The sequence below is a fragment of the Histophilus somni 2336 genome (assembly GCF_000019405.1).
GTDB classification, from domain to species: Bacteria; Pseudomonadota; Gammaproteobacteria; order Enterobacterales; family Pasteurellaceae; genus Histophilus; species Histophilus somni.
Genome location: NC_010519.1, coordinates 926,897 through 950,064, shown reverse-complemented (window position 1 = coordinate 950,064; position 23,168 = coordinate 926,897). Strand labels below are relative to the sequence as shown.

Annotated in this window: 19 protein-coding genes; 10 read left to right on the top strand and 9 right to left on the bottom strand. The window is 38.4% G+C overall.

What is annotated here, in order from left to right; all coding sequences use genetic code 11:
- Window positions 1–14 precede the first annotated feature (14 nt).
- The 4 genes from HSM_RS04240 to HSM_RS04225 form a co-directional block, all read right to left on the bottom strand.
- Window positions 15–530, bottom strand: a complete 516-nt coding sequence (locus HSM_RS04240) for an MltR family transcriptional regulator (RefSeq protein ID WP_012341643.1) — start codon at window positions 528–530, stop codon at window positions 15–17.
- A gap of 74 nt (window positions 531–604) precedes the next feature.
- Window positions 605–1,762 (bottom strand): mannitol-1-phosphate 5-dehydrogenase, encoded by a 1,158-nt coding sequence (locus tag HSM_RS04235; protein ID WP_012341642.1) that lies wholly within the window; start codon window positions 1,760–1,762, stop codon window positions 605–607.
- A gap of 72 nt (window positions 1,763–1,834) precedes the next feature.
- Window positions 1,835–3,712: a PTS mannitol transporter subunit IICBA gene (locus HSM_RS04230; protein WP_012341641.1), complete on the bottom strand. Its 1,878-nt coding sequence runs from the start codon at window positions 3,710–3,712 to the stop codon at window positions 1,835–1,837.
- A 374-nt stretch (window positions 3,713–4,086) separates the two neighbouring features.
- Window positions 4,087–6,675: an ATP-binding protein gene (locus HSM_RS04225; protein WP_041605041.1), complete on the bottom strand. Its 2,589-nt coding sequence runs from the start codon at window positions 6,673–6,675 to the stop codon at window positions 4,087–4,089.
- A 173-nt stretch (window positions 6,676–6,848) separates the two neighbouring features.
- Here HSM_RS04225 and HSM_RS04220 point away from each other — a divergent pair, with 173 nt between their 5' ends.
- The 6 genes from HSM_RS04220 to HSM_RS04195 all read left to right on the top strand — a co-directional run bounded on the left by HSM_RS04220 (window position 6,849) and on the right by HSM_RS04195 (window position 12,976).
- Window positions 6,849–8,357: a sugar ABC transporter ATP-binding protein gene (locus HSM_RS04220; RefSeq protein WP_012341639.1), complete on the top strand. Its 1,509-nt coding sequence runs from the start codon at window positions 6,849–6,851 to the stop codon at window positions 8,355–8,357.
- A 22-nt stretch (window positions 8,358–8,379) separates the two neighbouring features.
- Complete coding sequence (locus tag HSM_RS04215) at window positions 8,380–9,348, top strand: ABC transporter permease subunit (protein WP_012341638.1); 969 nt, start codon at window positions 8,380–8,382, stop codon at window positions 9,346–9,348.
- Window positions 9,349–9,402: 54 nt separating this feature from the next.
- Window positions 9,403–10,332, top strand: coding sequence for an ABC transporter substrate-binding protein (locus HSM_RS04210; protein ID WP_012341637.1), 930 nt, complete (start codon window positions 9,403–9,405; stop codon window positions 10,330–10,332).
- 106 nt (window positions 10,333–10,438) lie between these two features.
- Complete coding sequence (locus HSM_RS04205; RefSeq protein WP_012341636.1) at window positions 10,439–11,119, top strand: D-lyxose/D-mannose family sugar isomerase; 681 nt, start codon at window positions 10,439–10,441, stop codon at window positions 11,117–11,119.
- A complete protein-coding gene (locus HSM_RS04200) occupies window positions 11,110–11,994 on the top strand; it encodes a ketose 1,6-bisphosphate aldolase (protein WP_012341634.1) in 885 nt (294 codons plus the stop codon). The genes HSM_RS04205 and HSM_RS04200 overlap by 10 nt, the downstream gene beginning before the upstream one ends.
- Entirely contained in the window at window positions 11,981–12,976 is a 996-nt protein-coding gene (locus HSM_RS04195) for an adenosine kinase (RefSeq protein WP_012341633.1), read from the top strand. Before HSM_RS04200 ends, HSM_RS04195 begins: the two co-directional genes overlap by 14 nt.
- A 32-nt stretch (window positions 12,977–13,008) precedes the next feature.
- Here HSM_RS04195 and HSM_RS04190 read toward each other — a convergent pair whose 3' ends face one another.
- Window positions 13,009–13,737 (bottom strand): response regulator, encoded by a 729-nt coding sequence (locus tag HSM_RS04190; RefSeq protein ID WP_012341632.1) that lies wholly within the window; start codon window positions 13,735–13,737, stop codon window positions 13,009–13,011.
- Between the two features lie 103 nt (window positions 13,738–13,840).
- Between HSM_RS04190 and mak the strand changes: the two genes are divergently transcribed.
- From mak to znuA, 4 genes are all read left to right on the top strand, one after another.
- Entirely contained in the window at window positions 13,841–14,749 is a 909-nt protein-coding gene (gene mak, locus HSM_RS04185; protein ID WP_011609407.1) for a fructokinase, read from the top strand.
- Between the two features lie 272 nt (window positions 14,750–15,021).
- Complete coding sequence (gene mltA, locus HSM_RS04180) at window positions 15,022–16,113, top strand: murein transglycosylase A (protein ID WP_012341631.1); 1,092 nt, start codon at window positions 15,022–15,024, stop codon at window positions 16,111–16,113.
- Window positions 16,113–16,880, top strand: coding sequence for a tRNA cyclic N6-threonylcarbamoyladenosine(37) synthase TcdA (gene tcdA / locus HSM_RS04175; protein ID WP_012341630.1), 768 nt, complete (start codon window positions 16,113–16,115; stop codon window positions 16,878–16,880). Before mltA ends, tcdA begins: the two co-directional genes overlap by 1 nt.
- A gap of 92 nt (window positions 16,881–16,972) precedes the next feature.
- Window positions 16,973–18,139: a zinc ABC transporter substrate-binding protein ZnuA gene (gene znuA, locus HSM_RS04170; RefSeq protein WP_012341629.1), complete on the top strand. Its 1,167-nt coding sequence runs from the start codon at window positions 16,973–16,975 to the stop codon at window positions 18,137–18,139.
- A 167-nt stretch (window positions 18,140–18,306) separates the two neighbouring features.
- Here the strand turns inward: znuA and HSM_RS04165 are convergent, their stop codons facing one another.
- The 4 genes from HSM_RS04165 to HSM_RS04150 form a co-directional block, all read right to left on the bottom strand.
- A complete protein-coding gene (locus tag HSM_RS04165) occupies window positions 18,307–19,692 on the bottom strand; it encodes a GntP family permease (RefSeq protein ID WP_012341628.1) in 1,386 nt (461 codons plus the stop codon).
- Between the two features lie 70 nt (window positions 19,693–19,762).
- Complete coding sequence (locus tag HSM_RS04160; protein WP_012341627.1) at window positions 19,763–20,521, bottom strand: 3-hydroxybutyrate dehydrogenase; 759 nt, start codon at window positions 20,519–20,521, stop codon at window positions 19,763–19,765.
- A gap of 27 nt (window positions 20,522–20,548) precedes the next feature.
- Complete coding sequence (locus HSM_RS04155) at window positions 20,549–21,730, bottom strand: acetyl-CoA C-acetyltransferase (protein ID WP_012341626.1); 1,182 nt, start codon at window positions 21,728–21,730, stop codon at window positions 20,549–20,551.
- Window positions 21,731–21,821: 91 nt separating this feature from the next.
- The gene (locus HSM_RS04150) at window positions 21,822–23,165 is read right to left on the bottom strand and encodes a TIGR00366 family protein (protein ID WP_012341624.1); all 1,344 of its coding nucleotides are present in this window, start codon (window positions 23,163–23,165) and stop codon (window positions 21,822–21,824) included.
- Between the last annotated feature and the right edge of the window lie 3 nt (window positions 23,166–23,168).

Here is a 23,168-nt window from a genome sequence, read left to right as displayed (position 1 = left end):
ATTTATTTAAATGATCAAAATGGACTTTCGATTTGTAATTGACGGTAAATATCTGCAATGGTCAATATTAAACAAGAACGAATAATTTTTTCCCGTCGCAGAGATTTCATCTGGTAAGTAAGGCTGTTTTTGTCTTCGATTAATGGCTCAAAATCAAGTGCTGATTTATCCATCAACAGCGTTAATTTTTGCAAAAAAGTGAGTACAATTTCATCATCGAAAGTGTATTCCTTTTCGTCCTTATTTAATGTTTCCTTAAATTGAATAAAGGCATTTACGTCGGAAAATAGATTGTGTTGGATCACGCCAAGTCCGAGTAACACTTTGAGACGTACACTGAGATCACCAAGAGGACCATCGTTGGTAAAAAGAGAGTCAATCACCGACTGCACCACAAAATCTGTTTTTCGAAATACTCGATTGATCAGACTATCTACCGCCTCTTCAAAAATTGCCACAGTAGCAATCATAAAACCTCGCACGGAAACAGTACTGTTTAATTTTTCATAAATAGGATCTTCAGATAACAACTTGTTTTTCCTATGCTTGAAAGAGAAAGTGCGGTCATTTTTTAGGAAGTTTTGCAAACTGACCGCTCTTTTGTCTAAGATTTATTTACTTCATTATAGGCTTGAGCTATTTGCTCAATAATAACGACATCTTGCAATTCCGTGTATTTTTTTAACGTTTCTGTTACACCGATTTCTGCCAAAGATTGTGCTAATTCTACTGCTTGCGGATCATCTTCACAACGGAAAGTCAGTGCGTAAGCTATTGCACGAATTAGATGCTGATTAGCTAAATTGTATTCAATAGTACCACGCAATGGTTTGATTAAGCGATCATTGTAGCTTAATTTGCGTAAGGGCTGGCGACCCACACGTTCCACATTATCTACTAAATATGGATTAGCAAAACGCTTGAGAATTTTTTCAATATAAGCGGCATGTGCTTGCGGTTCAAAACCGTAACGCTGAATTAACACTGCACCGCTTTCTTGCATGACAGCCGCTACAAACTCTTTGATGTCGGGATCTTCAATGCTTTCTTTCACAAATTGATAGCCTTTGCGTTTGCCGAAATAGGCGGTCACGGCGTGTCCTGTATTCAAGGTGAATAATTTACGCTCTACAAATGCCATCAAATTATCAGTTAATTCCATTCCTTGAATGTTTGGAATATCACCTTTGAATTGGGTGTTATCTACGATCCATTCACAAAATTCCTCTACTGTTACCAACAAAGGATCCGATATATCTTCTTGCACAGGTGGCACAATGCGATCTACCGCACTATCAACGAAACCTACATATTTTTCAGCGTCTGCTTGCAATTCCTCTGTAAGATGTGTGAAAACCTGCTCTTTTAAAAAGGTCGTTCCACGAACCATATTTTCACAAGCGATAATGTTTAACGGCTTAAAATTGCCTGCGGCTAAACGAGCTTCAATACCTTTGGCGATAGTGCCGGAAATAATTTTTAACACGGTAGGACCAACAGCAGTGGTAACTAAATCAACCGTTTTAAACAGTTCAATCAAAGCCTTTGTGTCTTTTGAATCCACCCCCGTAACATGACGTACGCTTTCCATCGCATTAATGCTGTCGCCAACGATTTTCACGTTGTAAGACTGATGTCTTTTCAATAGATCAATTACCGCTTCATTCACATCGGCAAAGGTTACTTGAACTCCGCTATCAGCTAATACTTTGCCGATAAAACCACGACCGATATTACCTGCTCCGAAATGTAATGCGTTCATTTTGCTCTCCCAATCAATAAAATTATAAACAAAGATGGCGTAGTCAAAACTACGCCATTTTTTACCGCACTTTTAAGCTTTCAATAAGGTCAGCACTTTTTCTATATCATCAGTTGATGTTAGTGTTGCAATGGCTTCTTCGCTATCCAATGCGTTAGTAATTGCGGTTAGTACTTGAATATGCTCATTGCTTTTCGCCGCAATCCCGATTACTAATTTCGCTACGCCGTCTTCTTCGTCGGTAAAACGAACGCCTTGTGGATATTGGCAAACTACAATACCGGTTTTCAACACCGCATCTTTTGCTTCTGCTGTTCCGTGTGGCACGGCTAAACCTTCACCTAAATAAGTAGAAACTAATTCTTCACGAGCAAACATTGCATCAATATAGCTTGGTTGCACGAAACCAAATTTCACCAATTGCTCACCGGCGAAACGAATTGCATCCGCTTTGCTGTCTGCATTCAAGCCCAAGAAAATTTGCTCTGCGTTAAGAGTAAATGTTGTACCCTTGACGTCAATCGCATTTTCTTCCGCTATCGGTACTACAGTATCTTTTGTTGCAGCTTGCAAATCAAGCACTAAACTGTCGTAGAATTTGTTATCTAAGAAGTTTTGTAATGGCAAATGTATTGCATTCGGAACTTGTTTTTTCGCACGCAAGGTTAAATCTTGATGAGTAATAACTAAACGGGCATCTTCTGGTAAATCATTAATCGCACAGTTAGTTACATCAATTGTCAAGCCAGCATCTTTTACTTTTTTACGTAACATTCCGGCACCCATTGCACTAGACCCCATACCGGCATCGCAAGAAACAAAGATTTTTTTCACCTCGTTCAAATCTGTTACCGCACTTTTCGTTGCTGTATTACCACCTTTCATTGCTTTAGAAGCGGCTTGCATTTCTTCTAGGGTATTTTTGCTTTCTTCTTTTGAAATTTTCAAGAAGAAAGAAGAAATGACGAAAGATACGGTACAAGAGGCGATAACAGATAAAATCACACCGATGAAAGAGGTTTTCGGTGTCATAGCTAACACGGCAATAATTGACCCCGGAGATGCTGGTGCTTGTAAGCCTGCATTAAATAATACCAATGTAAATACGCCTGTTGCACCACCTGCAATCACTGCAATTAATAAACGTGGGTTCATTAACACATAAGGAAAATAAATTTCGTGAATACCTCCAAAGAAGTGAATTACAGCAGCACCGCCGGAAGTTTGTTTGGCAGACCCTTTACCGAATAACATATAAGCTAACAACACACCCAAGCCCGGACCAGGGTTCGCTTCAATTAGGAAGAAAACAGATTGACCTAATTCTTGTGATTGTTGGATACCTAACGGTGAAAAAATACCATGGTTAATTGCATTGTTTAAAAACAAGATTTTTGCAGGTTCGACAAAAATTGAGGTGAGTGGCAATAAGCCTGCTTGAACAAGTACATCTACACCGCTAGCCAACCAACCGGAAACTACTTTTACAGCCGGTCCGATGATCCAGAAGAATAGAATGGCTAAAATCATTCCAATAATACCGGAAGAGAAGTTATTGACTAACATCTCAAAACCGCTTTTGATTTTGCCATCAGCCCATTTGTCAAAACGTTTAATTGCCCAGCCGCCGGTTGGACCTGCGATCATTGCACCAAGGAACATTGGAATATCTGTACCGACGATCACACCAGCAGTAGTAATCGCCCCGACTACTGCACCACGCTCTCCACCAACTAATTTACCGCCAGTATAACCGATTAATAATGGCAGTAAGTACATTATCATTGGTCCGACTAACTTCGCCAAGATTTCATTTGGCAACCACCCTGTCGGAATAAAAAGTGTGGTAATAAAACCCCACGCAATAAATGCCCCAATGTTAGGCATCACCATATTTGATAAGAAACGTCCAACACTTTGGATTTTGACTTTTGCATTTGCTGATAGCATAACTTAACCTCAATAAATAGAACGCGTAAAGAGAAATAATTGGCTATTTTTCAGGCAGAAAAAATAACATATTTATAATAAAAGCAAAAATTTTTTCTTTAAGATTTGTGATGTAGGACACATTTTTTATTATTTAATCAGTGATAAAAACGTGATATTTATCACAATTTATAAATTCAAACCATAAAATCGTGATGAAGATCACAAAAATAAAACAAGATTTTCTAAATTCTTTGTGAGTCTGATTAAGCATATTTACGATGTATAACATAAAATTTAGTCAATAACTGTATTTATGCTTAAACTCAGTGCGGTTAAAATAGAAAAACTTTCAACCGCACTTTAATTACAGGAATTTGCTACAGTCTTCTTTATCATAAAGATTTCAAACGAACCAATAATTCTTCTTGTCTGAAAGGCTTATTTAACACCTCAAACTCACTGAACTGAGCGATGTATTCCGTATGGTTCCCTGTCATTAGCAGTATTTTGATTAAGGGAAAACGGTATTTTATATAATTTGCTAAATCAATACCGCTCATTTTGCCGTTCAAAACCACATCGGATAACAGATATTCATATTCTATGCGTTCGTTTTTCGATAAATGCGACATTACTTGTTCCGCATTTTCAAATACGAGAGTTTGATAGCCCATTGCGATAAGTTGTTCATTTAAGGTTTCCCGAAGATCTTTTTGATCTTCGATAAGTATTAATGTCGCTCGTTCAGATAAATCCATACTCGCTGGAAGTGCGGTGGAAATTGTTGAATTTCTGCGGGAAATAGGTAGCTGTAAATGGATCTTAGTGCCTTTACCCAGTTCGGATTGTACTTTAACCCTTCCTTTAGATTGGCGAATAAATCCATATACCATCGACAATCCCAAACCGCTACCTTTACCGTTTTGTTTGGTGGTAAAAAAAGGTTCAAAAATATGGCGACGAGTTTCTTCACTCATTCCGCAACCGTTATCAATAATTGACAGTTGCACCATTTGTTCGGTTTTATGGGTTCGTTGGACTAATAATTGACGGGTTTTCAGCACAATTTCGCCTTTACTCTCTAAGGCATCTTTGGCATTCACCAATAAATTCACCAAGGCTGTTTCCAATTGATTTTTATCCATATAAATCAGCGGTAAATTCTCCGCTAAATCTAACCGCACTGTAATCGTTGCTGGCAGGCTATGTTTCATAAAATCGGAAAATTCAAATAATAGCTGGTTTAAATCTAATGAGGTCGGATGGAGAGGTTGCTTGCGGGCATAAGCCAGCAAACGCTGTGTTAATGTTGCACTATTTTCTGCCGCTTTTAATGCACGTTGCAAACGTTTTGCCTGTTTGTCGTGTAAAGTTTCAGGATCTATCAAATCTAAATTACCAATAATCACCGCCAATAAATTATTGAAATCGTGAGCAATTCCACCGGTTAAATGACCGATACTTCGCATTTTTTGACTGTGTGCTAAATCCGTTTCCAATTTTTTACGTTGAGTACGATCAATTAAAAACGCCACCAAACCACCGTCTTGTAAGGCACTTACCCTCCATTCCAAAATTTGCCGGCAATAGTCGATTTCCAATGGTTCTTGCTCACTACGCATTTCACTTAATAATTTTTCATTAATTTGCTCCGAGCTACCATAAATTTTTGCTGAACCTTGCTGTAAAAAGAACGCTAGACTTGAAAAATTAGCCTCTCGTGCTTGCTCTTCATGCCAATGTAATAATTGTATAAATTGGCTATTGCAAGACATTAAACAACCGGAGGGATTAAAAATCGCCAAACCGTCCCGCATTGCCAAAAAAGTTCGCTCCAACAATTCACTTTTTTCTTTCAATAAGGCATCGGTACGTGCTAGTTTCACCACATTTTGCTGAAAAATATAAAAAGCTCGAGCTAATTCGCCGATTTCATCTTGTCGTTGTTGTTGCGGTACTTGAGCATATTTATCCCCTTGTGATAAGCGAGTCATCGCCTGAGTAATAGAATACAAACGCTTACCGAATAAGCGATAAATATAAATACCCAAAATGATAATCAAGCCGACTGTGAATAAAGAAGCTCCCCAAATATACAAAATATGCTTGGAAAGTGCGGTTTGAATTTTTGCAGATTCACTATTCACAATAGCGATTTTTTCTTGTGCCAAACGGCTGTAATCTCGGTCAATTTGAGCTACAAGCGAATCAATTTGATAAGTTAAGAATTGAATACGTTGATTAATCGCTACCAATTGGTAGGCTGATTTAGTGATAAGTTCAAATTCATTTTCTATTTTTATCCATTCTTGCTGAATATCTGGCTGTTTTTTCTCGGGTAAAAATGAAAATACTGAGCGAATGGCAATAAAGGTTTCAGGTGAAAATAAACCTTTAGTCGCAGTTTCAATCAAGTTTTCAATTTGTTGAAAGTCAGAAACAAACAGTTTGCCGTCTGCTAAAAGTGCGGTGCGTTTTTCTAACCTTTTAATGTGTTCTAAATAAAGTAAGGATTGGTTTAATTTGCTGATGATGCTGGTATTCAAAACATGGCGTTGATAGGCTTGTTGTAACAGCTCTTGCACACTTTTTTCCAATAAGTCAATAGATTGAATAATCCCTGAAAATTGATGTTGCTCTAACGGACTGGCGTATTTTTTGCCTTGATCCAAATAATGATGTACTTGCTCAATATGCTGTGCCAGTTGCTTGGACGCTTCCTGATATTCTAATGCACGAAAGGTCTGCCTGAGTTTATTGGCATAAGTGGAAATCTGAGTGGTTTTGATACCTAAACTCATGGAGAAAAACATTTGGTTCATGGAGCGATCACGTAAATTTGACAGGGCGTTATGACTGGAATTCAATCCAAATACAGACATCACACTAATTGAAAAAATCAGAAAAACTGCCACCAGTACGAATACGATCAATCGTAATCTAACACCGTAGGAATGAGTAGAAAAAAGTTTTTTTAACATATAACTACCGACTGAATAAAACTTTTGTAATTTTTACCGCACTTTTGACCGAGTGTGACATTATAAATAGTTTCTATTATGGAATTATGACAAATATGAATGAGTTTTTAACATGTTCTGTTCATAAACTTATGCTTTACTGTAAATCAAAATAAAGATTGAGGGCAATTAAAATGGAGCAGGCTGTCAATATTTCCGTAACACCGTTGTTGGAAATGCGTCATATCGCCAAACGTTTCGGCGATTTTTATGCATTGCAAGATGTTGATTTAGATGTATATCGTGGTGAAATTCATGCGTTAATGGGTGAAAATGGTGCCGGTAAAAGTACATTAATGAAAATTTTGGCAGGTGCGTATATTGCTACTTCCGGTGAAATCAACATTGACGGCAAACTCTTTCCGATTTCTTCGCCGAAAGATGCCATTCTTGCGGGAATTACTTTAATTTATCAAGAAATTCATCTTTCACCGAATTTGACAGTTGCAGAAAATATTTTTTTAGGTCGTGAAATCGGTACGGTATTTGGCTTGAATCGCAAGAAAATGGAAGAAGAAGCACAGGAAGTATTAGACCGTTTAGGTGCTCAATTTTTCGCCTATCAAAAAGTGTCCTCTCTCACCATTGCTGAGCAACAGCAAGTAGAAATTGCCCGCGCGTTACATCGTAAAAGTCGAATTTTAGTGATGGATGAGCCGACTGCTGCATTATCCTCCCGTGAAACAGAAAAATTGTTTGAGTTGATCAAAAAATTACGGTCGGAAGGATTGGCAATTATCTATATTAGTCACCGAATGGCGGAAATTTACGAATTGGCGGATCGTGTGAGTGTATTACGTGACGGAAAGTATGTTGGATCTTTACTACGTGAGAATTTGCATGCCAACACTTTAGTACAAATGATGGTAGGACGACCACTAACAGATTTGTTTAATAAAGAAAAAGTACCAATAGGCGAGGAAGTCATTCGCATTGAAAATCTTTCTGACGGTAATAAAATAAAAAATGCTTCTTTGGTTGTAAGAGCAGGTGAAATTATTGGCTTATCCGGTTTGGTTGGTGCAGGTCGTTCTGAATTAGCTCATTTATTATTTGGTGTTAGTCGACCTACACAAGGCAAAATGTATTTAAACGGTGCCGAAATTAGTTTCAGCTCACCTCGAGAAGCCATTATTCATCACGTAGCATTATTACCGGAAAATCGTAAAGAAGAAGGATTATTCCTTGATATGAACGTATTTAAAAACATAACTATTGCGACCATTGAACGTGATGCCACCATGATGGTGATTAATCAGACAAAAGGAAAAGCGGATACTGATCAGGCAATTAAAAGTTTAAAAATCCGAGTGCCGAATGCTAATGTCGATGTGAGTGGACTATCCGGCGGTAATCAACAAAAAGTATTGTTGTCCCGTTGGATGGGAATTCATCCGAAGTTATTCATTTTAGATGAACCGACACGAGGTGTGGATGTTGGTGCAAAAAGTGAGATTTATAAAATGATGATTGAAATGGCAAAACAAGGTGTAGCGATTTTAATGATTTCCAGTGAATTACCTGAAATTGTCGGTATGAGCGATCGTGTTTATGTAATGCGGGAAGGCTATGTTGTCGGTGAAGTTCTAGGTGAACAAATTAATCAAGAAAGCATTATGGCATTGGCCTGTGGTGCAGCGTAAATTTAGATGTAAGGAGCTTAATATGGAAAATGTAGCAAAATCAGGAGCTAAAAAACAGGCATTATCGGATATGTTCCAAGCAATGGGTATTTTACCTATCTTGCTACTGATTATTATCGTCTTTTCCTTTATTGCCCCCAATTTTATGAGTGAAGCCAATATGATGAATATTGCCCGTCAGGCATCAATTAATATCGTCTTGGCAGCAGGAATGACTTTCATCATTTTAACCGGTGGAATTGATTTATCCGTAGGGTCAATTTTAGGAGTAACTGCCGTCATGGCATTGGTGTGTTCGTTAAATCCTGCACTTGCCGATTTTGCAGTACCGATTGCTCTAGTTGCAGGTTTAGGTATGGGTGTTTTTAATGGTTTATTGGTTGCTTATGCAGGATTGCCACCATTTATTGTAACGCTTGGAACTTATACCGCACTTCGTGGTGCTGCTTACTTAGTGGCTGACGGCACAACAGTGATTAACTCAAAAATTTCTTTTGACTGGATCGGTAACGGTTATCTAGGCTCTATTCCTTGGTTAGTCATTATTGCCTTTGCAGTAATTGCGGTATGTTGGTTTATTTTACGTCGCACAACGTTAGGTACACATATTTATGCGGTTGGTGGGAATTTACAGGCTGCCCATTTAACTGGTATCAAAGTATCTCTAGTGTTGATTTTTGTGTATGCTACCAGCGGTTTATTATCCGGTTTGGGTGGTGTGATGAGTGCTTCTCGTTTATATAGTGCTAACGGTAACTTAGGGGTTGGCTATGAATTAGATGCTATTGCTGCGGTTATTTTAGGCGGAACCAGTTTCGTTGGCGGTATCGGTACAATTACAGGCACATTAATCGGTGCATTGATCATTGCAACTCTCAATAACGGTATGACATTAATGGGGGTATCTTATTTCTGGCAACTTGTCATTAAAGGTGGCGTAATTATCGTAGCAGTACTCATCGATAAGTATCGTACCAGTAAAGCAAACTAATTTGGGTAAATTACTCAAACTTTTCCTTAACCATAATCTCATAGGAGATATTTTATGAAATTAAAAACATTAGCAGTAAGTGTTATGTTGGCCATGGCTCCTTTGGCTCAAGCCAAAGAACTTAAATCTATCGGTGTAACAGTCGGTGATTTGGCCAATCCTTTTTTCGTGCAAATTGCCAAAGGTGCTGAGTTAAAAGCAAAAGAACTAGCTGGCGATAAAGTGAATGTGACATCCGTGTCCAGTGGCTACGATTTAGGTCAACAAGTAGCACAAATTGACAACTTCATTGCAGCGAAAACCGATATGATCATTTTAAATGCTGCAGATTCTAAAGGTATAGGACCTGCAGTAGAGCGTGCGAAAAAAGCCGGAATCGTTGTTGTGGCAGTAGATGTAGCGGCAGATGGTGCAAATGCAACCGTCACTTCCAATAACTACCAAGCGGGTGAAATTGCATGTCAAACCATTACCGATAAATTAAATGGTAAAGGTAATGTGGTTATCATCAACGGTCCACCAGTTTCTGCGGTACAAGACCGTGTTCAAGGTTGTATGGATGTATTGGCTAAGCATAAAGGGATCAAATTATTGTCTCACAATCAAAATGCAAAAGGCAGTCGTGAAGGTGGTTTAGAAGTAATGACTTCCTTATTAATCGCTCACCCGAAAATTGATGCAGTATTTGCAATTAATGATCCGACAGCAATCGGTGCCGACTTAGCGGCGAAACAGGCACAACGTAAAGAATTTTTTATCATGGGTGTAGATGGTTCTCCAGACGGTGAAGATGCATTAAAACAAAGCAATAGCTTGTTTAACGGCACACCGGCACAAGATCCGCAAGTTATGGCAGCGAAAGCGGTAGAAATCGGTTACGATATTTTACAAGGTAAAGCTGCACCAGAAAAACCGGTCTTGATTCCTGTAACCTTAATTAATCGCGATAACATCAAAGATTACAAAGGTTGGACTGTAAAATAATTATAGAAAAACCAAGCCGTTCCCTTTGTGCAACGGCTTTAACATATTATCAACAGCTAAAAAGTGCGGTAGATTTTTTCATTGTTTTGATGACAGGAAATAAAATATGAAGCGTTCGGAAATTAATCAAGCGATCAGAGAAGCACAGCAAATGATGGCAAAATACCACTTTGTACTGCCGAAATTTGCGGATTTTTCACTAGCGGATTGGCATACACTTTCTCTGGAACGCTATGCTGAAATACTAGAAGCAAATTTGGGCTGGGATGTGACGGATTTTAATTTAGGTAATTTCAAACAGGCGGGATTGACCCTATTTACCTTGCGTAATCAGTCGGATAGAAACAATAAACCTTATGCCGAAAAAATTATGTTGGTGAAGCAAAACCAAATTACGCCAATGCACTACCATTGGAAAAAAATGGAAGATATTATAAATCGTGGCGGTGGCATTTTAGTCATTCAGTTATACAGGCGTGATGAAATAACGGAGCTGCTAGATAAGGTTTCGTCCATTGATATTCAAATAGACGGGGAACAATATCAAGTTGCCGCAGGTAGCAAAATTCGTCTTAGCCCAGGCCAAAGTATTTGCTTACCACCAATGCTCTACCACAGCTTTTGGGCGGAAGATAGCGATGTTTTAGTTGGTGAGGTATCAATGACAAATGATGATCTCACCGATAACCGTTTTTTAGAATCTCTTGGACGTTTTTCAACCATTCAGGAAAATGAACAACCTATCCGTTTACTTTGTAGTGATTATAAGGAATTTTTATGTCGTTAATTAATTTAAAAGAAATGCTGACCGTTGCGGTACAACATAAATTTGCCGTGGGAGCATTTAATGCAATTGATTCCAATTTTATTGATGCAGTATTTGCTGCGGCTAAACAGCAGCAATCACCGGTGATTATTAATGTCGCGGAAGTACATTTGCAATATATCGATTTACCTGCGACCGCCAAATACATTAAAAAGAAAGCTCAATTAGCAAGTATCCCAGTTTGTTTAAACCTCGATCATGGTTTAACTTTACCAACCGTCAAACAAGCCATTGAATGTGGCTTCTCCTCTATTATGTTTGATGGTTCTTCTTTATCTTATGAAGAAAATATTCGTCAAACTAGAGAAATAGTGGAATTATGTCGCCCTTATAATATTTCTGTGGAAGGTGAATTAGGTGCCGTGGGTGGCGATGAAGGCGGTGCGTTAGAAAGTATAGCAGATGTAGCACTTTATACCAAAGTGGAACAAGCCAAGGAATTTGTAGAAAAAACCGGTATTGATACTCTAGCAGTTGCGATTGGTAATACGCACGGGAAATATAAAGGCGAACCTAAGCTTGATTTTGAACGCCTTGCACAAATCAATCAAGCTGTTGATGTTCCTTTGGTATTACATGGTGGTTCAGGAATTAGTGCAGAAGATTTCCGTAAAACTATTGAATTGGGTATTTGCAAAATCAATTTCTTTACCGGCATGTCTCAAACGGCATTAGATACCTTAGCGGTGGATATGAGATCCATAGAATTAAGTGGCAAATATAATCAATACTTGATGATAATGAATAATATGCAACATGCGATTAGTCAAACCGTTGCCGAACAATTGAAAATTTTTAACAGCATCGATAAAGCTAGATATTATGCAAAAACGTAAGGGTATTTTGGCGTTGGGAAACTTATTGGTAGATCGAACTTTAGTGATCTCCGATTATCCCAAAGAAACGATGTTGGCAACTATTTCGGAAATGGGATTACACTGTGGGGGTGGCTGTACTAATGTGTTATTCAATTTATCTAAATTGGATCCCGAGCTCTCTTTATTTTTAAGTGGTGCTATTGGAAAAGATAGTGAAGGACAATTTATTTTACGGCAAGCTAAGAAACACAATGTGGTATTAACCGCAATGTTAGAAAGCGATCTCCCCACTTCCTTTACTGATGTAATGATTAACAGTCAAAACGGAGAGCGGACTTTTTTTCATTACATAGGAGCAATGCAGCAATATGATCATCAAACTGTTACCTCGATAGATTGTAATGCTAAAATTGCCCATATCGCTTATTTGCCCTTACTGCCGGCGTTGCTGGATGTCTCAAAACTGGTAAAAACATTGACAGTGCTAAAAGAAAAGGGTTTTCTTATTTCGATTGATTTGGTTTCCTGTGAAAATAAACAGATTTTTAAAAATGTTATTCGCCCGATCTTATCCTATGTGGACTTTGTGATTATTAATGATGTGGAAGCCAAAATTTTAACGGAACAAGTAAATATAGCTTCTACAGAAAAAGAGTTGGTTACGACGGCAAAAGCGATTATGCAACTGGGTGTAAAGAAAGCCGTTATTGTACATTCACCTAAATATGCGGTTGCTTGTGATTTGCTGGGAAATATTGTTACGGTTCCTTCCTACTGGGTCGAAAAAGATAAAATTCTGAGTACATTGGGGGCTGGAGATGCTTTCTGTAGTGGTATTTTATACGGATTACATCAGAATTTACCGTTACAAAAAACCTTACAATTAGGACACGGTTTGGCGTATTTCAATTTATTTTCACTCTCTGCTACTGAAGGTGCAGTCAGCTATGTGAAATTAAAGGATTTTATTCGTACCAAAGAAACAATGCAGAATACTTAAAAAGTGAGGATTTGAGTTGCATAATAGCGTACTTAATTTTCTCCCAGTTTTTCAACTGAAGCCTCAAAGCAATACCCTAGGCCTCGAACAGTCTGAATAAAACTCGGAGCCTTAACATTCGGTTCAATTTTTTTACGTAGTCGCATAATTAATACATCAATAGTGCGGTCAAAAATTTCCAAATTTTCTGCATGGGTTAATTCTAATAATTTTTGACGGCTCAACACTTTTTGAGCGTGAGAAACTAAGGCATACAATAATAAATATTCGCCGTGAGTCAGTTCAATTTCCTGTTTTTGGGGCGAATAAAGTTTATGTGTTTCGGTATCTAAATACCATTGATGAAACAAAAAACCGCTATGCGTATAAACGGTGGTTGTGGCTTGTGGTTGAGTGCGACGAATAGCAGCTTTAGCTCTCGCCACTACAATTCGAGGATAAAAAGGCTTGGTAATATAATCATCAGCCCCCATTTCCAAACCAACAACTACATCGGATTCGCTATTTAAGCCACTCAACATAATGATGGGCTTATTCAACAGATTTTTTAATTGTTGAAGCAAAACCAGTCCGTTAATATCGGGGAGAATAAGGTCTAATAAAATCAAATCAAAGCGAGAATTGGTTTGTAATAAGGTTAATGCTTCCTGACCGGAAGAGACTGCAACAACCCTATACCCATATTCTTCAAAAGTATCGGTGAGTAGCTCGCAAATTTGAATATCGTCATCAATGACTAAAATTGATATGCTGGTGGACATTAATACCTGATAATAATTTTAAAGGAGGAAAGTATATAAAATATCAAAATAAAATAATGTTACAAGGATCACAATATTCATATTTCATTTATAGGAGTTTTTTATGCGTATAGGTATTGATTTAGGTGGAACCAAGATTGAAGTTATTGCATTAAGTAACAGCGGTGAAGAGTTGTTTCGCAAACGTATTCCTACCCCAAGAGGGTCGTATCCGGACACGTTGACAGCAATTAAAAGTTTGGTAGATGATGCGGAACATGCAACAGGGCAACGAGGCACAGTAGGGATCGGAATTCCCGGCACTATTTCCCCTTTTACCGGCAAAGTCAAAAATGCTAATTCTGTTTGGCTTAACGGACAAAATTTAGACGAAGACTTGACCGCACTTTTAGGACGAGAAGTAAGAATTGCCAATGATGCTAACTGCATGACCGTCTCTGAAGCCACAGATGGTGCAGGAGCAGGAAAAAAGGTCGTATTGGCACTTATTCTCGGAACAGGTTGCGGTTCCGGTATCGTGATTGACGGAAAACCTTGGAATGGGGCTAACGGTATCGGCGGTGAATGGGGACACAACGAATTACCTTGGCAAGATGAAGAAGAACGTTCGCATAACGTACAATGTTATTGTGGCAAACATCGTTGTATCGAACAATTTGTTTCCGGTACCGGTCTATGTGATGATTACGAACGTCGGAGTGGGATAAGATTAAAAGGCAACGAAATTGCCGCACTTGCCGAGCAAGGCGATCCTACTGCCGAACAATCTTTACAAGCTTATGAACGCCGTTTGGCAAAAGCTCTAGCAGCTTATGTAAATATTTTAGATCCTGATGTGATTGTACTGGCGGGCGGTGTTTGTAACATTGATCGTCTGTACACAACCTTACCGACACGGATGAACGATTATATTTTCGGTAGAGAATTTTTTACTGAAATCAAAAAAGCCGTACACGGCGATTCCAGTGGTGTGCGTGGGGCGGCTTGGCTTTGGGGAATTGATGAAGCCTAAAAGTGCGGTGAGTTTTAAATGATTTTGAGGGCTTGGACTGCAAAATCAAGCCCTGACGTTGCAATACTCAAAGTAGTCTAAATTAACACCGCACTTTTATTTGACAATTCAAGCGTAAAAACATTTTGCATCAGTGTAAATAACAAAACAACCAATGATAAAATGAAGCAAATTGTAAATTTTTTATCTTCATTGAATGATAAAAGACTGTATATTCTACAGTTTTTTTGCTAATTTAAGACGTCTCTAATTATGCGGTTTTTCGGTAACATATGGTATTTTTTATCAAAACAGTAGTTAAACAAAGTATTTTATTTTCGGTCACTATTTTGGTTGCATGTTCTTCCGAACACTCTAAAACAGCTAGCCAAAATGATGCGAAACAATTCGGGGCAAAATATGCTGGGCGTAGTTATCAGCAAGCGTCATTAGTGCCGGTTTCCTCTGTTGACAACAAAAGTGCGGTCATCAATCAAGGTGATTTTTTAACGCAACTTACTAATATTCGTCAAGCATCAACTGGCTTAGCTAATCAATTTGCGAACATTTATGACAAAGTAACTCATTGGGTATTGGCGGGTGCGAATACTAAACAATTAGCAGACTATGGTATTCAAGCTCAAATTATGAAAGGAACCGACGGATACCAAAATGTATTAATGACAGGATATTATTCGCCGGTTATTCATGCTCGTCATACGCAACAGGGCAAATATAATCAACCTATTTATGCTTTGCCTGCTAATAAACGTTTTTCTCGAGCTCAAATTTATGCCGGTGCCTTGCAAGGTAAGGGACTTGAGCTGGCTTACACTGATTCAATGATTGATAATTTTCTACTTGGCGTACAAGGTAGCGGTTATGTTGATTTTGGTCACGGAGATTTGACCTATTTTGCCTATGCAGGACAAAATGGTTTTGATTATGTAGCAATAGGACGATTGCTGGTAGAGGATGGCGAAATTTCCAAAGAAAAAATGTCTATTCAAGCCATTAAAAATTGGGCAATGGAAAATCCATCACGCTTACAAGCCTTGTTAGAACGTAATCCTTCTTATGTTTTTTTCAAAAAAGATCCTAACGGAAAAGTGCTTGGTTCTGCCGGTGTGCCTTTAGTACCTATGGCTGCTATTGCTAGCGATAAAAATGTGATCCCAAGCGGCTCTGTAGTTTTAGTGGAAGTACCGAAAATTGATGATGAAGGCAATTGGACCGGTGAACATATTTTACATTTAATGGTGGCATTAGATGTTGGAGGAGCAGTAAAAGGGCAGCATTTTGATTTATATCGTGGAATTGGCGATAATGCCGGACATATTGCGGGTTTATCGAAGCACTATGGTAGAGTGTGGTTATTACAATAATGACAGAACGTATTGATAATTATGAACAACGCTTTGGTGGAATTGGACGACTATATGGAATAGACGTTTTGGAACGCTTAAAGCAAACACATATTTGTGTGATTGGCATTGGTGGGGTAGGTTCATGGGTTGTCGAAGCAATTGCACGTTGCGGTATTGGGCAAATTACCATGATTGATATGGATGACATCTGTGTAACTAATATTAACCGACAATTACCCGCTCTAACAGGTAATATCGGCAAGTTAAAAACAGAAGTGATGAAAGAACGTGTGCAATTAATTAATCCGGATTGCCACGTGAATATTATTGATGATTTTTTATCAGTTGAAAATTTAGCTGAATATATTCATACAGGCTACGATTATGTGATTGATGCTATTGACAATGTCAGAGTAAAAGCAGCACTAATTGCTCACTGTAAACGCAATAAAATTCCGATTATCACAATTGGTGGTGCAGGAGGACAAACCGATCCAAGTCAAATTCGAGTAGCAGATCTTAGTCGCTCTATTCAAGACCCCTTACTGGCAAAAGTGCGGTCGGTTTTACGTAAAGAATATCATTTTCCGCAAAATCCTAAACGTAAGTTTGTAGTCGATTGTGTCTTTTCCACTCAGCCTTTAATTTTTCCAAAAATGGCTGATAATTGTACTACTTCAGCTACCATGAATTGTGCCAATGGCTTTGGTGCAGCAACAATGATAACAGCGACTTTTGGCTTTTTTGCAGTAGCAAAAATAATAAATAAATTAGCCAAAGGCTAAAAAGTTTTGTAAAAATTCTAGTAATTTGATGAAAAAGTGATAACCTAGTCCGTCTTTTAAAATCGTTATTAATCATGAAAAGGAGTATTCCAATGTCTAATTTTACCTTTAAAAAAGCATTAATTAGTACAGCACTTTTTTCTTTATCTGCTGTGGCAAATGCTAGCATAGTAACATCAATTAAACCTTTAGGTTTTATCGCTTCATCTATTGCTGATGGTGTAACTGATACCCAAGTTATTGTTCCACCAGGTGCTTCTCCGCATGACTATAGTTTCCGCCCTTCCGATATTCAAAAACTAAAAAAAGCAGATTTAGTTGTTTGGATTGGCGAAGATGTGGATGCGTTTTTAGATCATGCAACTTTACGTGGTATAGATCCGAAAAAAGTAGTTACCATTGCTGAAATTTCAGAAATTAATACTAAAGGACTTTTAATGACAGGCCATCATCATGATCACGACCATGACCATGACCATGACCATGACCATGACCATGACCATGACCACGACCATGACCACGACCATGACCATGACCATGACCACGACCACGACCACGACCATGACCATGACCATGACCACGACCACGACCATGACCATGACCACGACCACGACCATGACCACGACCACAAACATGACCATGAACACAAGCATGACCATGACCACAAACATGACCATGACCACGATCACGACCACAAACATGACCATGAACACAAGCATGGACACAATCATGAACATGATGAATTGGGCATTAATTGGCATGTTTGGTACTCACCGGAAATTAGCAAAATTGTTGCACAAAAAGTAGCAGAGAAGTTGTCAATACAATATCCGGCTAAAAAAGCATTGATTGAAAAAAATCTTGCTGAATTTAACCGCACTTTAGCAGCAAAAAATAACGAAATTAAAAAGCAATTAGCTTCAGTAAAAGAAAATGGATTTTATGTTTTCCATGATGCTTACAGCTATTTCAATAACGCTTATGGATTAAATCAAGTAGGCTATTTCACTATTAATCCATTAGTTGCACCGGGGGCAAAAACATTAGCTAAAATTAAGGAAGAAATTACTGAGCATAAAGTAAATTGCTTATTCGCAGAACCGCAATTTACACCAAAAGTAATTGAAAGTTTAGGTAAAGCAACAGGTGTAAACGTTGGACGCTTGGATCCGATGGGTGACAAAGTTAAATTAGGTAAAAATTCCTATGCCAATTTCTTACAATATACCGCAGATAGCTATTTTAGTTGCTTGAAATAAACCTTTTTATTAAATTTAACCCACTTTTTTAAGTGGGTTAATTTTGTTGATATCGTGTAACAGTTCCATAAGTATTTCACTTTCTGTTTTTGCTACATTTCCTATAAGAAATTTTTAAAATTTAACTACTTGCAGGATAAGCTTTCCATTTTTCGACTTATTTGTACTTAAAATGAACCAAACACTGTGCCTAATGCAATCACACTAATGACGGCTACTATTGGTATTGCAATGGTAACAGCCGCAATATTCAAGTAAGATTGCTTATGATTCAAGTGACAGATAGAAAGTAAAGTAATTATTGCACCGCAATGAGGTAAAGTATCAAATCCACCTGCTGCCATTACTGCTACTCGATGCAATAAATCCGGATCAATACCTGCCTCAATTCCCATACGTAGGTAGTCTGCTCCAAGCGTTCTCATTGCAATACTTAATCCTCCTGATGATGAGCCTGTAATACCAGCAAGCGCACTCATTGCAACAGCCTCAGAAATTAATGGATTAGTTGATACATTTAGCACTGAATCTCGAATAATAGCGAATCCGGCTAATGAAGCAACTACTGCTCCATAACCTACTTCTGAAGCCGTATTAAAAATAGGTAACATTGAACCATATACACCTTTATTGATAGTTTCTTGTAATGATGTCCATTTACCAAGACGTAAAAATACTAATACTACACATGCAATTAATAATGAGGCGATGATTGCCCATAATCCAGTCTTGCCTTTAATGTTGAGATTTGGAAAGACCTCTTGCAATGAGCTAAAGTCCATATTGGAAAAAGTATAAGTAAAAATTGCATTCATGGCGATAACAAGAACTAAGGGAAGTAGTGATAAACTAAATGGCATTACATTTTTCTCGAATATAGCTAAATCCGCACTTGATTCACTATCGTGTTTACCATAACCCTCACCTAAAGAAGCTGCTTTTTTAGCACGACTTTGTAACCATAACCAACCACCTATCAACATGATCATGGCACCAATTAAACCCAATCCCGGAGCGGCAAATGCGTTAGTATTAAAAAAAGGAATTGGAATTGCGTTGGTTGCAGCCGGTGTCCCCGGTAATGCCGTCATTGAGAAAGTAAATGAACCTAGGGCAATCGTTGCCGGAATCAAACGTTTAGGAATATTCGCTTCACGAAATAGCACTTTTGAAATCGGATAGATCGCAAATGCTACTACAAAAAGAGACACGCCTCCATAAGTTAAAAGACCGCAAGCGATGATCACTGTAAGAATTGCCTGCCGACTTCCTAACATTTTAACAATACCTTTGGCAATACCTGTTGCAGCACCTGAATCTGCCATTAACTGACCGAATAATGCCCCAAATAGAAACACAGGGAAAAAATTAAGTAAATAGCCACTTAATGCAGACATAAAAGTTTCTGTATATTTTGGCATCATCATTGATCCATCACCGCTTAGTAAGACAGCAAAAGCAGCCAGTAAGGGAGCTAATAATAAAACTGTCATACCTCTGTATGCGAAGTACATCAGCATCAATAATGAAAGAATAATTGCGATAGTACTCATGATATTTCCTCTTAAGTTAAAGAGAAACTCGGGGGATTATTTCCATTAATTTCCCCAGTTCCATAAATTTTTAGGCAGCAGTCCAACCACCATCCATTGTTAAGCAAGCTCCAGAGATTGATGCTGCTGAATCAGAACAGAGAAATTTGACAAATTCGCCGAGTTCTGAAGGTTCAATCATGCGTTTAACAGCAGCTTTAGAAAGCATGATTTTGCTAATAACTTCATCTTCGGAAATTCCATGATTACGAGCTTGATCTACGATCTGTTTATCAACCAACGGTGTACGAACATAAGCAGGACAGATAGAATTAACAGTAATACCAAATTCACCACCCTCCAATGCAGCTACTTTAGTTAAGCCCGATAAACCGTGTTTTGCTGAAACATACGCAGATTTGAAATCAGATGCAACTAAACCGTGGATTGAATTCAAATTAATGATACGTCCCCATTTATTTGCTTTCATGTATTTCCAACTGTATTTAGTAAGCAAAAATGGTGCAGTAAGCATTAAGTTAATCATAAAATCCCATTTATCTTCGGAAAAATTTTCAATGGCGGCTACATTTTGGATACCTGCTACATTTACCAAAATATCTACGCTACCAAATTTTTCGGCTGCAAAATCTACCGCAGTTTTACAACCTTCACGTTTCGAAAGATCTGCTTGAATATAAGCCGTTCCTAAACGAGTGGAATGTTCTTTTAATGTCTCTTTATTTACATCCACCATCACTATATTTAAATCTTCGGTTGCAAGGCTCTCACATATTGCCAAACCAATACCACTTGCTGCACCTGTAATTAAAGCTACTTTTTTAACCATAATATTTTCCTTTTTTTCCAGTTGGTATTAAATACGTTCCACAATCATTGCAATGCCTTGACCACCACCAATACATAAAGTTGCCAAACCCAACTGCTTATCACGAGCCTGCATTGCGTGTAAAAGAGTGACTAGAATACGTGCTCCGCTTGCACCTATTGGATGACCAAGAGCAATAGCTCCACCATTGACATTAACTTTTTCGGGATTAACCCCTAACTCTTTACCTACAGCTAAAAATTGTGCCGCAAAAGCTTCATTAGCTTCGATTAAGTCTATATCGCTTAACTGCAAACCTGTTTTTTTCAAAGCATTTAAAGTAGCAGGAACAGGTCCTATTCCCATAATATCTGGTGATACGCCACCACTTGCATAACCTTTGATACGAGCAAGAATATTCAACCCTAATGCTTTTGCCGTTTCTTCTTCAACAATAACTAATGCCGCCGCACCATCGTTAATACCTGACGCATTACCGGCAGTTACACTACCCTCTTTATCAAATGCGGCACGAAGCCTTGCTAAACCTTCAGCGGTTGAATCTTGTTTGACAAATTCATCAGTGTCGAAAATGACCTCTTTGCGTTTAATTTTGATATTTAACGGTACAATTTCATTTTTGAATGCACCGGATTGAATCGCAGCGGTGGCTTTTTGTTGAGAGGCAAGTGCTAATTCATCTTGCATTTGGCGGGTAATATCATATTTTTTAGCGATATTTTCAGCCGTGATACCCATATGATAGTGGTTTGTAGCACAAATCAAACCATCAGATAAAATCACATCTTGTACTTTTGCATCTCCTAATCGGTAGCCCCAACGAGATTTGGATTCAAGAAGATAAGGTGCTTGGCTCATGTTTTCCATACCACCTGCGATGATAACCTTAGCATCACCAGCTTTAATTGCTTGAGTGCCTAGAACTACTGCTTTTAAGCCTGAACCGCAGACTTTATTGACAGTATAAGCTGGTACATCTTGAGCAATGCCGGAACATAATAGTGCCTGACGAGCAGGATTTTGTCCAAGACCTGCCTGTAAAACATTTCCCATAATTACTTCATCAATAGCAGTTATATCAATACCTGCTCGTTCAATCGCAGATTTGATTACAGCTGTACCGAGTTCCACAGCAGAGGTGTCTGCAAGTGAACCGCCAAAATTTCCAATTGCGGTACGCACCGCACTGGCAATAACGACATTTTTCATAGTTGCTTCCTTATTTTTATGGAATGATTGGTGATAAAAAAGTGGTCATTTTGGGTAAAGCTTTTACAAAACTTGACCACTCGTCCTGAAATTAAAGGAAATAAAGTCCAATAACGAAAATTGGTGCTGTGAAAAGTAATGCTGTCATGCAGTAGCCCATAATGTCACGCACACCAAGTCCTGCTATACCTAAAGCAGGCAATGCCCAAAATGGCTGTGCCATATTCGCCCACATATCACCATACGCAATACCCATGACTGATTTGCCTAAATCTGCACCCAGTTCTTGTGCTGCGGGAATAATAAATGGACCTTGCACTACCCAGTGACCACCGCCAGACGGTACTGCAAAATTCACTAATGCTGAACTGAAAAAGGTTAATACCGGAAAGGTGTCTTTCGTTGAAATATTTACAAAAAATTCTGTAATCATGCCACCTAAACCGGAATGCTCCATCATTAACTGCATACCAGCATAGAACGGAAATTGAATTAATATTCCTGCTGTACTGTGTGCTGCATGGGTAATAGCACGAACATAAGCAGCTGGTGAGCCATGCAAGGCTAAACCAGCCATTAAAAAGATAAGATTTACGGTGTTGATCGTTAAATTGAAGCCGTTTTTCGCAAAATATATTGCAAGATAAGCAAAACCTGTCCCTGCAATAATGTAAGCCAGAATGCAACTCTCTTCAATTTTCTCAGCAATAGTGGAAGATTCTGTTAACTTTTTGCTGAATTTTGGATCTTCTTGTAATAAGCGAGGATCAATTATTTTTACATTTTCTGCTTTTGGGTGCATCATTTTAGTGAGAAACGGTAACGTAATGATTAACATACCAATAATGAATATGTTATAGCTGGTTAATAGTGTTTTAGTAACAGGAATAATACCATCAGCATAATTTCCATCTGTGATAAAACGTGCAATTGGGTTATTTGGCGTTGCCGCTTGGAGTGGCATTGAGCCTGAAAAGCCACCTCCCCAAGTCATAAAGCCAATGTATGCACAGGCAATCAGCAAGGCGTAGTCCACACCTTTAATACGGCGTGCAACTTCTTTTGCAAACATTGCTCCCACAACCAAGCCAAACCCCCAGTTAATTGCACAGGCAACACAACTCATAAAGGTAACAAGCATAATGCTTTGAGTTGGTGTTTTCGCAATAGATGCAGCAGTTGAAAGAAATCGACGAATTTGTGGAGCTGAAGCAAGAGCATTACCAGTTACTACCACCATCGCCATCTGCATTGAGAAAGCAAGCAAATTCCAAAAACCATTACCCCACATCTCAACCAATGCACCTGTACTGTGTTCTGTGCCCCAAAGTGCCCAAAAGAAGATGATGATACTCAATAGCACTGCTAAAACCAGTGGCTCTGGCATATACTTACTAACGATAGTTGTCATAAACCGAGAAATACGGCTAATCATAAT

Coding starts and splice junctions, on each gene's coding strand:
- mak (WP_011609407.1), top strand. CDS start 13,841: ATGCGTATAGGTATTGATTTAGGTGGAACCAAGATTGAAGTTATTGCA.
- HSM_RS04225 (WP_041605041.1), bottom strand. CDS start 6,675: ATGTTAAAAAAACTTTTTTCTACTCATTCCTACGGTGTTAGATTACGA.
- HSM_RS04205 (WP_012341636.1), top strand. CDS start 10,439: ATGAAGCGTTCGGAAATTAATCAAGCGATCAGAGAAGCACAGCAAATG.
- HSM_RS04155 (WP_012341626.1), bottom strand. CDS start 21,730: ATGAAAAATGTCGTTATTGCCAGTGCGGTGCGTACCGCAATTGGAAAT.
- znuA (WP_012341629.1), top strand. CDS start 16,973: ATGTCTAATTTTACCTTTAAAAAAGCATTAATTAGTACAGCACTTTTT.
- HSM_RS04190 (WP_012341632.1), bottom strand. CDS start 13,737: ATGTCCACCAGCATATCAATTTTAGTCATTGATGACGATATTCAAATT.
- tcdA (WP_012341630.1), top strand. CDS start 16,113: ATGACAGAACGTATTGATAATTATGAACAACGCTTTGGTGGAATTGGA.
- HSM_RS04230 (WP_012341641.1), bottom strand. CDS start 3,712: ATGCTATCAGCAAATGCAAAAGTCAAAATCCAAAGTGTTGGACGTTTC.
- HSM_RS04200 (WP_012341634.1), top strand. CDS start 11,110: ATGTCGTTAATTAATTTAAAAGAAATGCTGACCGTTGCGGTACAACAT.
- HSM_RS04165 (WP_012341628.1), bottom strand. CDS start 19,692: ATGAGTACTATCGCAATTATTCTTTCATTATTGATGCTGATGTACTTC.
- HSM_RS04195 (WP_012341633.1), top strand. CDS start 11,981: ATGCAAAAACGTAAGGGTATTTTGGCGTTGGGAAACTTATTGGTAGAT.
- HSM_RS04160 (WP_012341627.1), bottom strand. CDS start 20,521: ATGGTTAAAAAAGTAGCTTTAATTACAGGTGCAGCAAGTGGTATTGGT.
- mltA (WP_012341631.1), top strand. CDS start 15,022: ATGGTATTTTTTATCAAAACAGTAGTTAAACAAAGTATTTTATTTTCG.
- HSM_RS04150 (WP_012341624.1), bottom strand. CDS start 23,165: ATGATTAGCCGTATTTCTCGGTTTATGACAACTATCGTTAGTAAGTAT.
- HSM_RS04210 (WP_012341637.1), top strand. CDS start 9,403: ATGAAATTAAAAACATTAGCAGTAAGTGTTATGTTGGCCATGGCTCCT.
- HSM_RS04215 (WP_012341638.1), top strand. CDS start 8,380: ATGGAAAATGTAGCAAAATCAGGAGCTAAAAAACAGGCATTATCGGAT.
- HSM_RS04235 (WP_012341642.1), bottom strand. CDS start 1,762: ATGAACGCATTACATTTCGGAGCAGGTAATATCGGTCGTGGTTTTATC.
- HSM_RS04220 (WP_012341639.1), top strand. CDS start 6,849: ATGGAGCAGGCTGTCAATATTTCCGTAACACCGTTGTTGGAAATGCGT.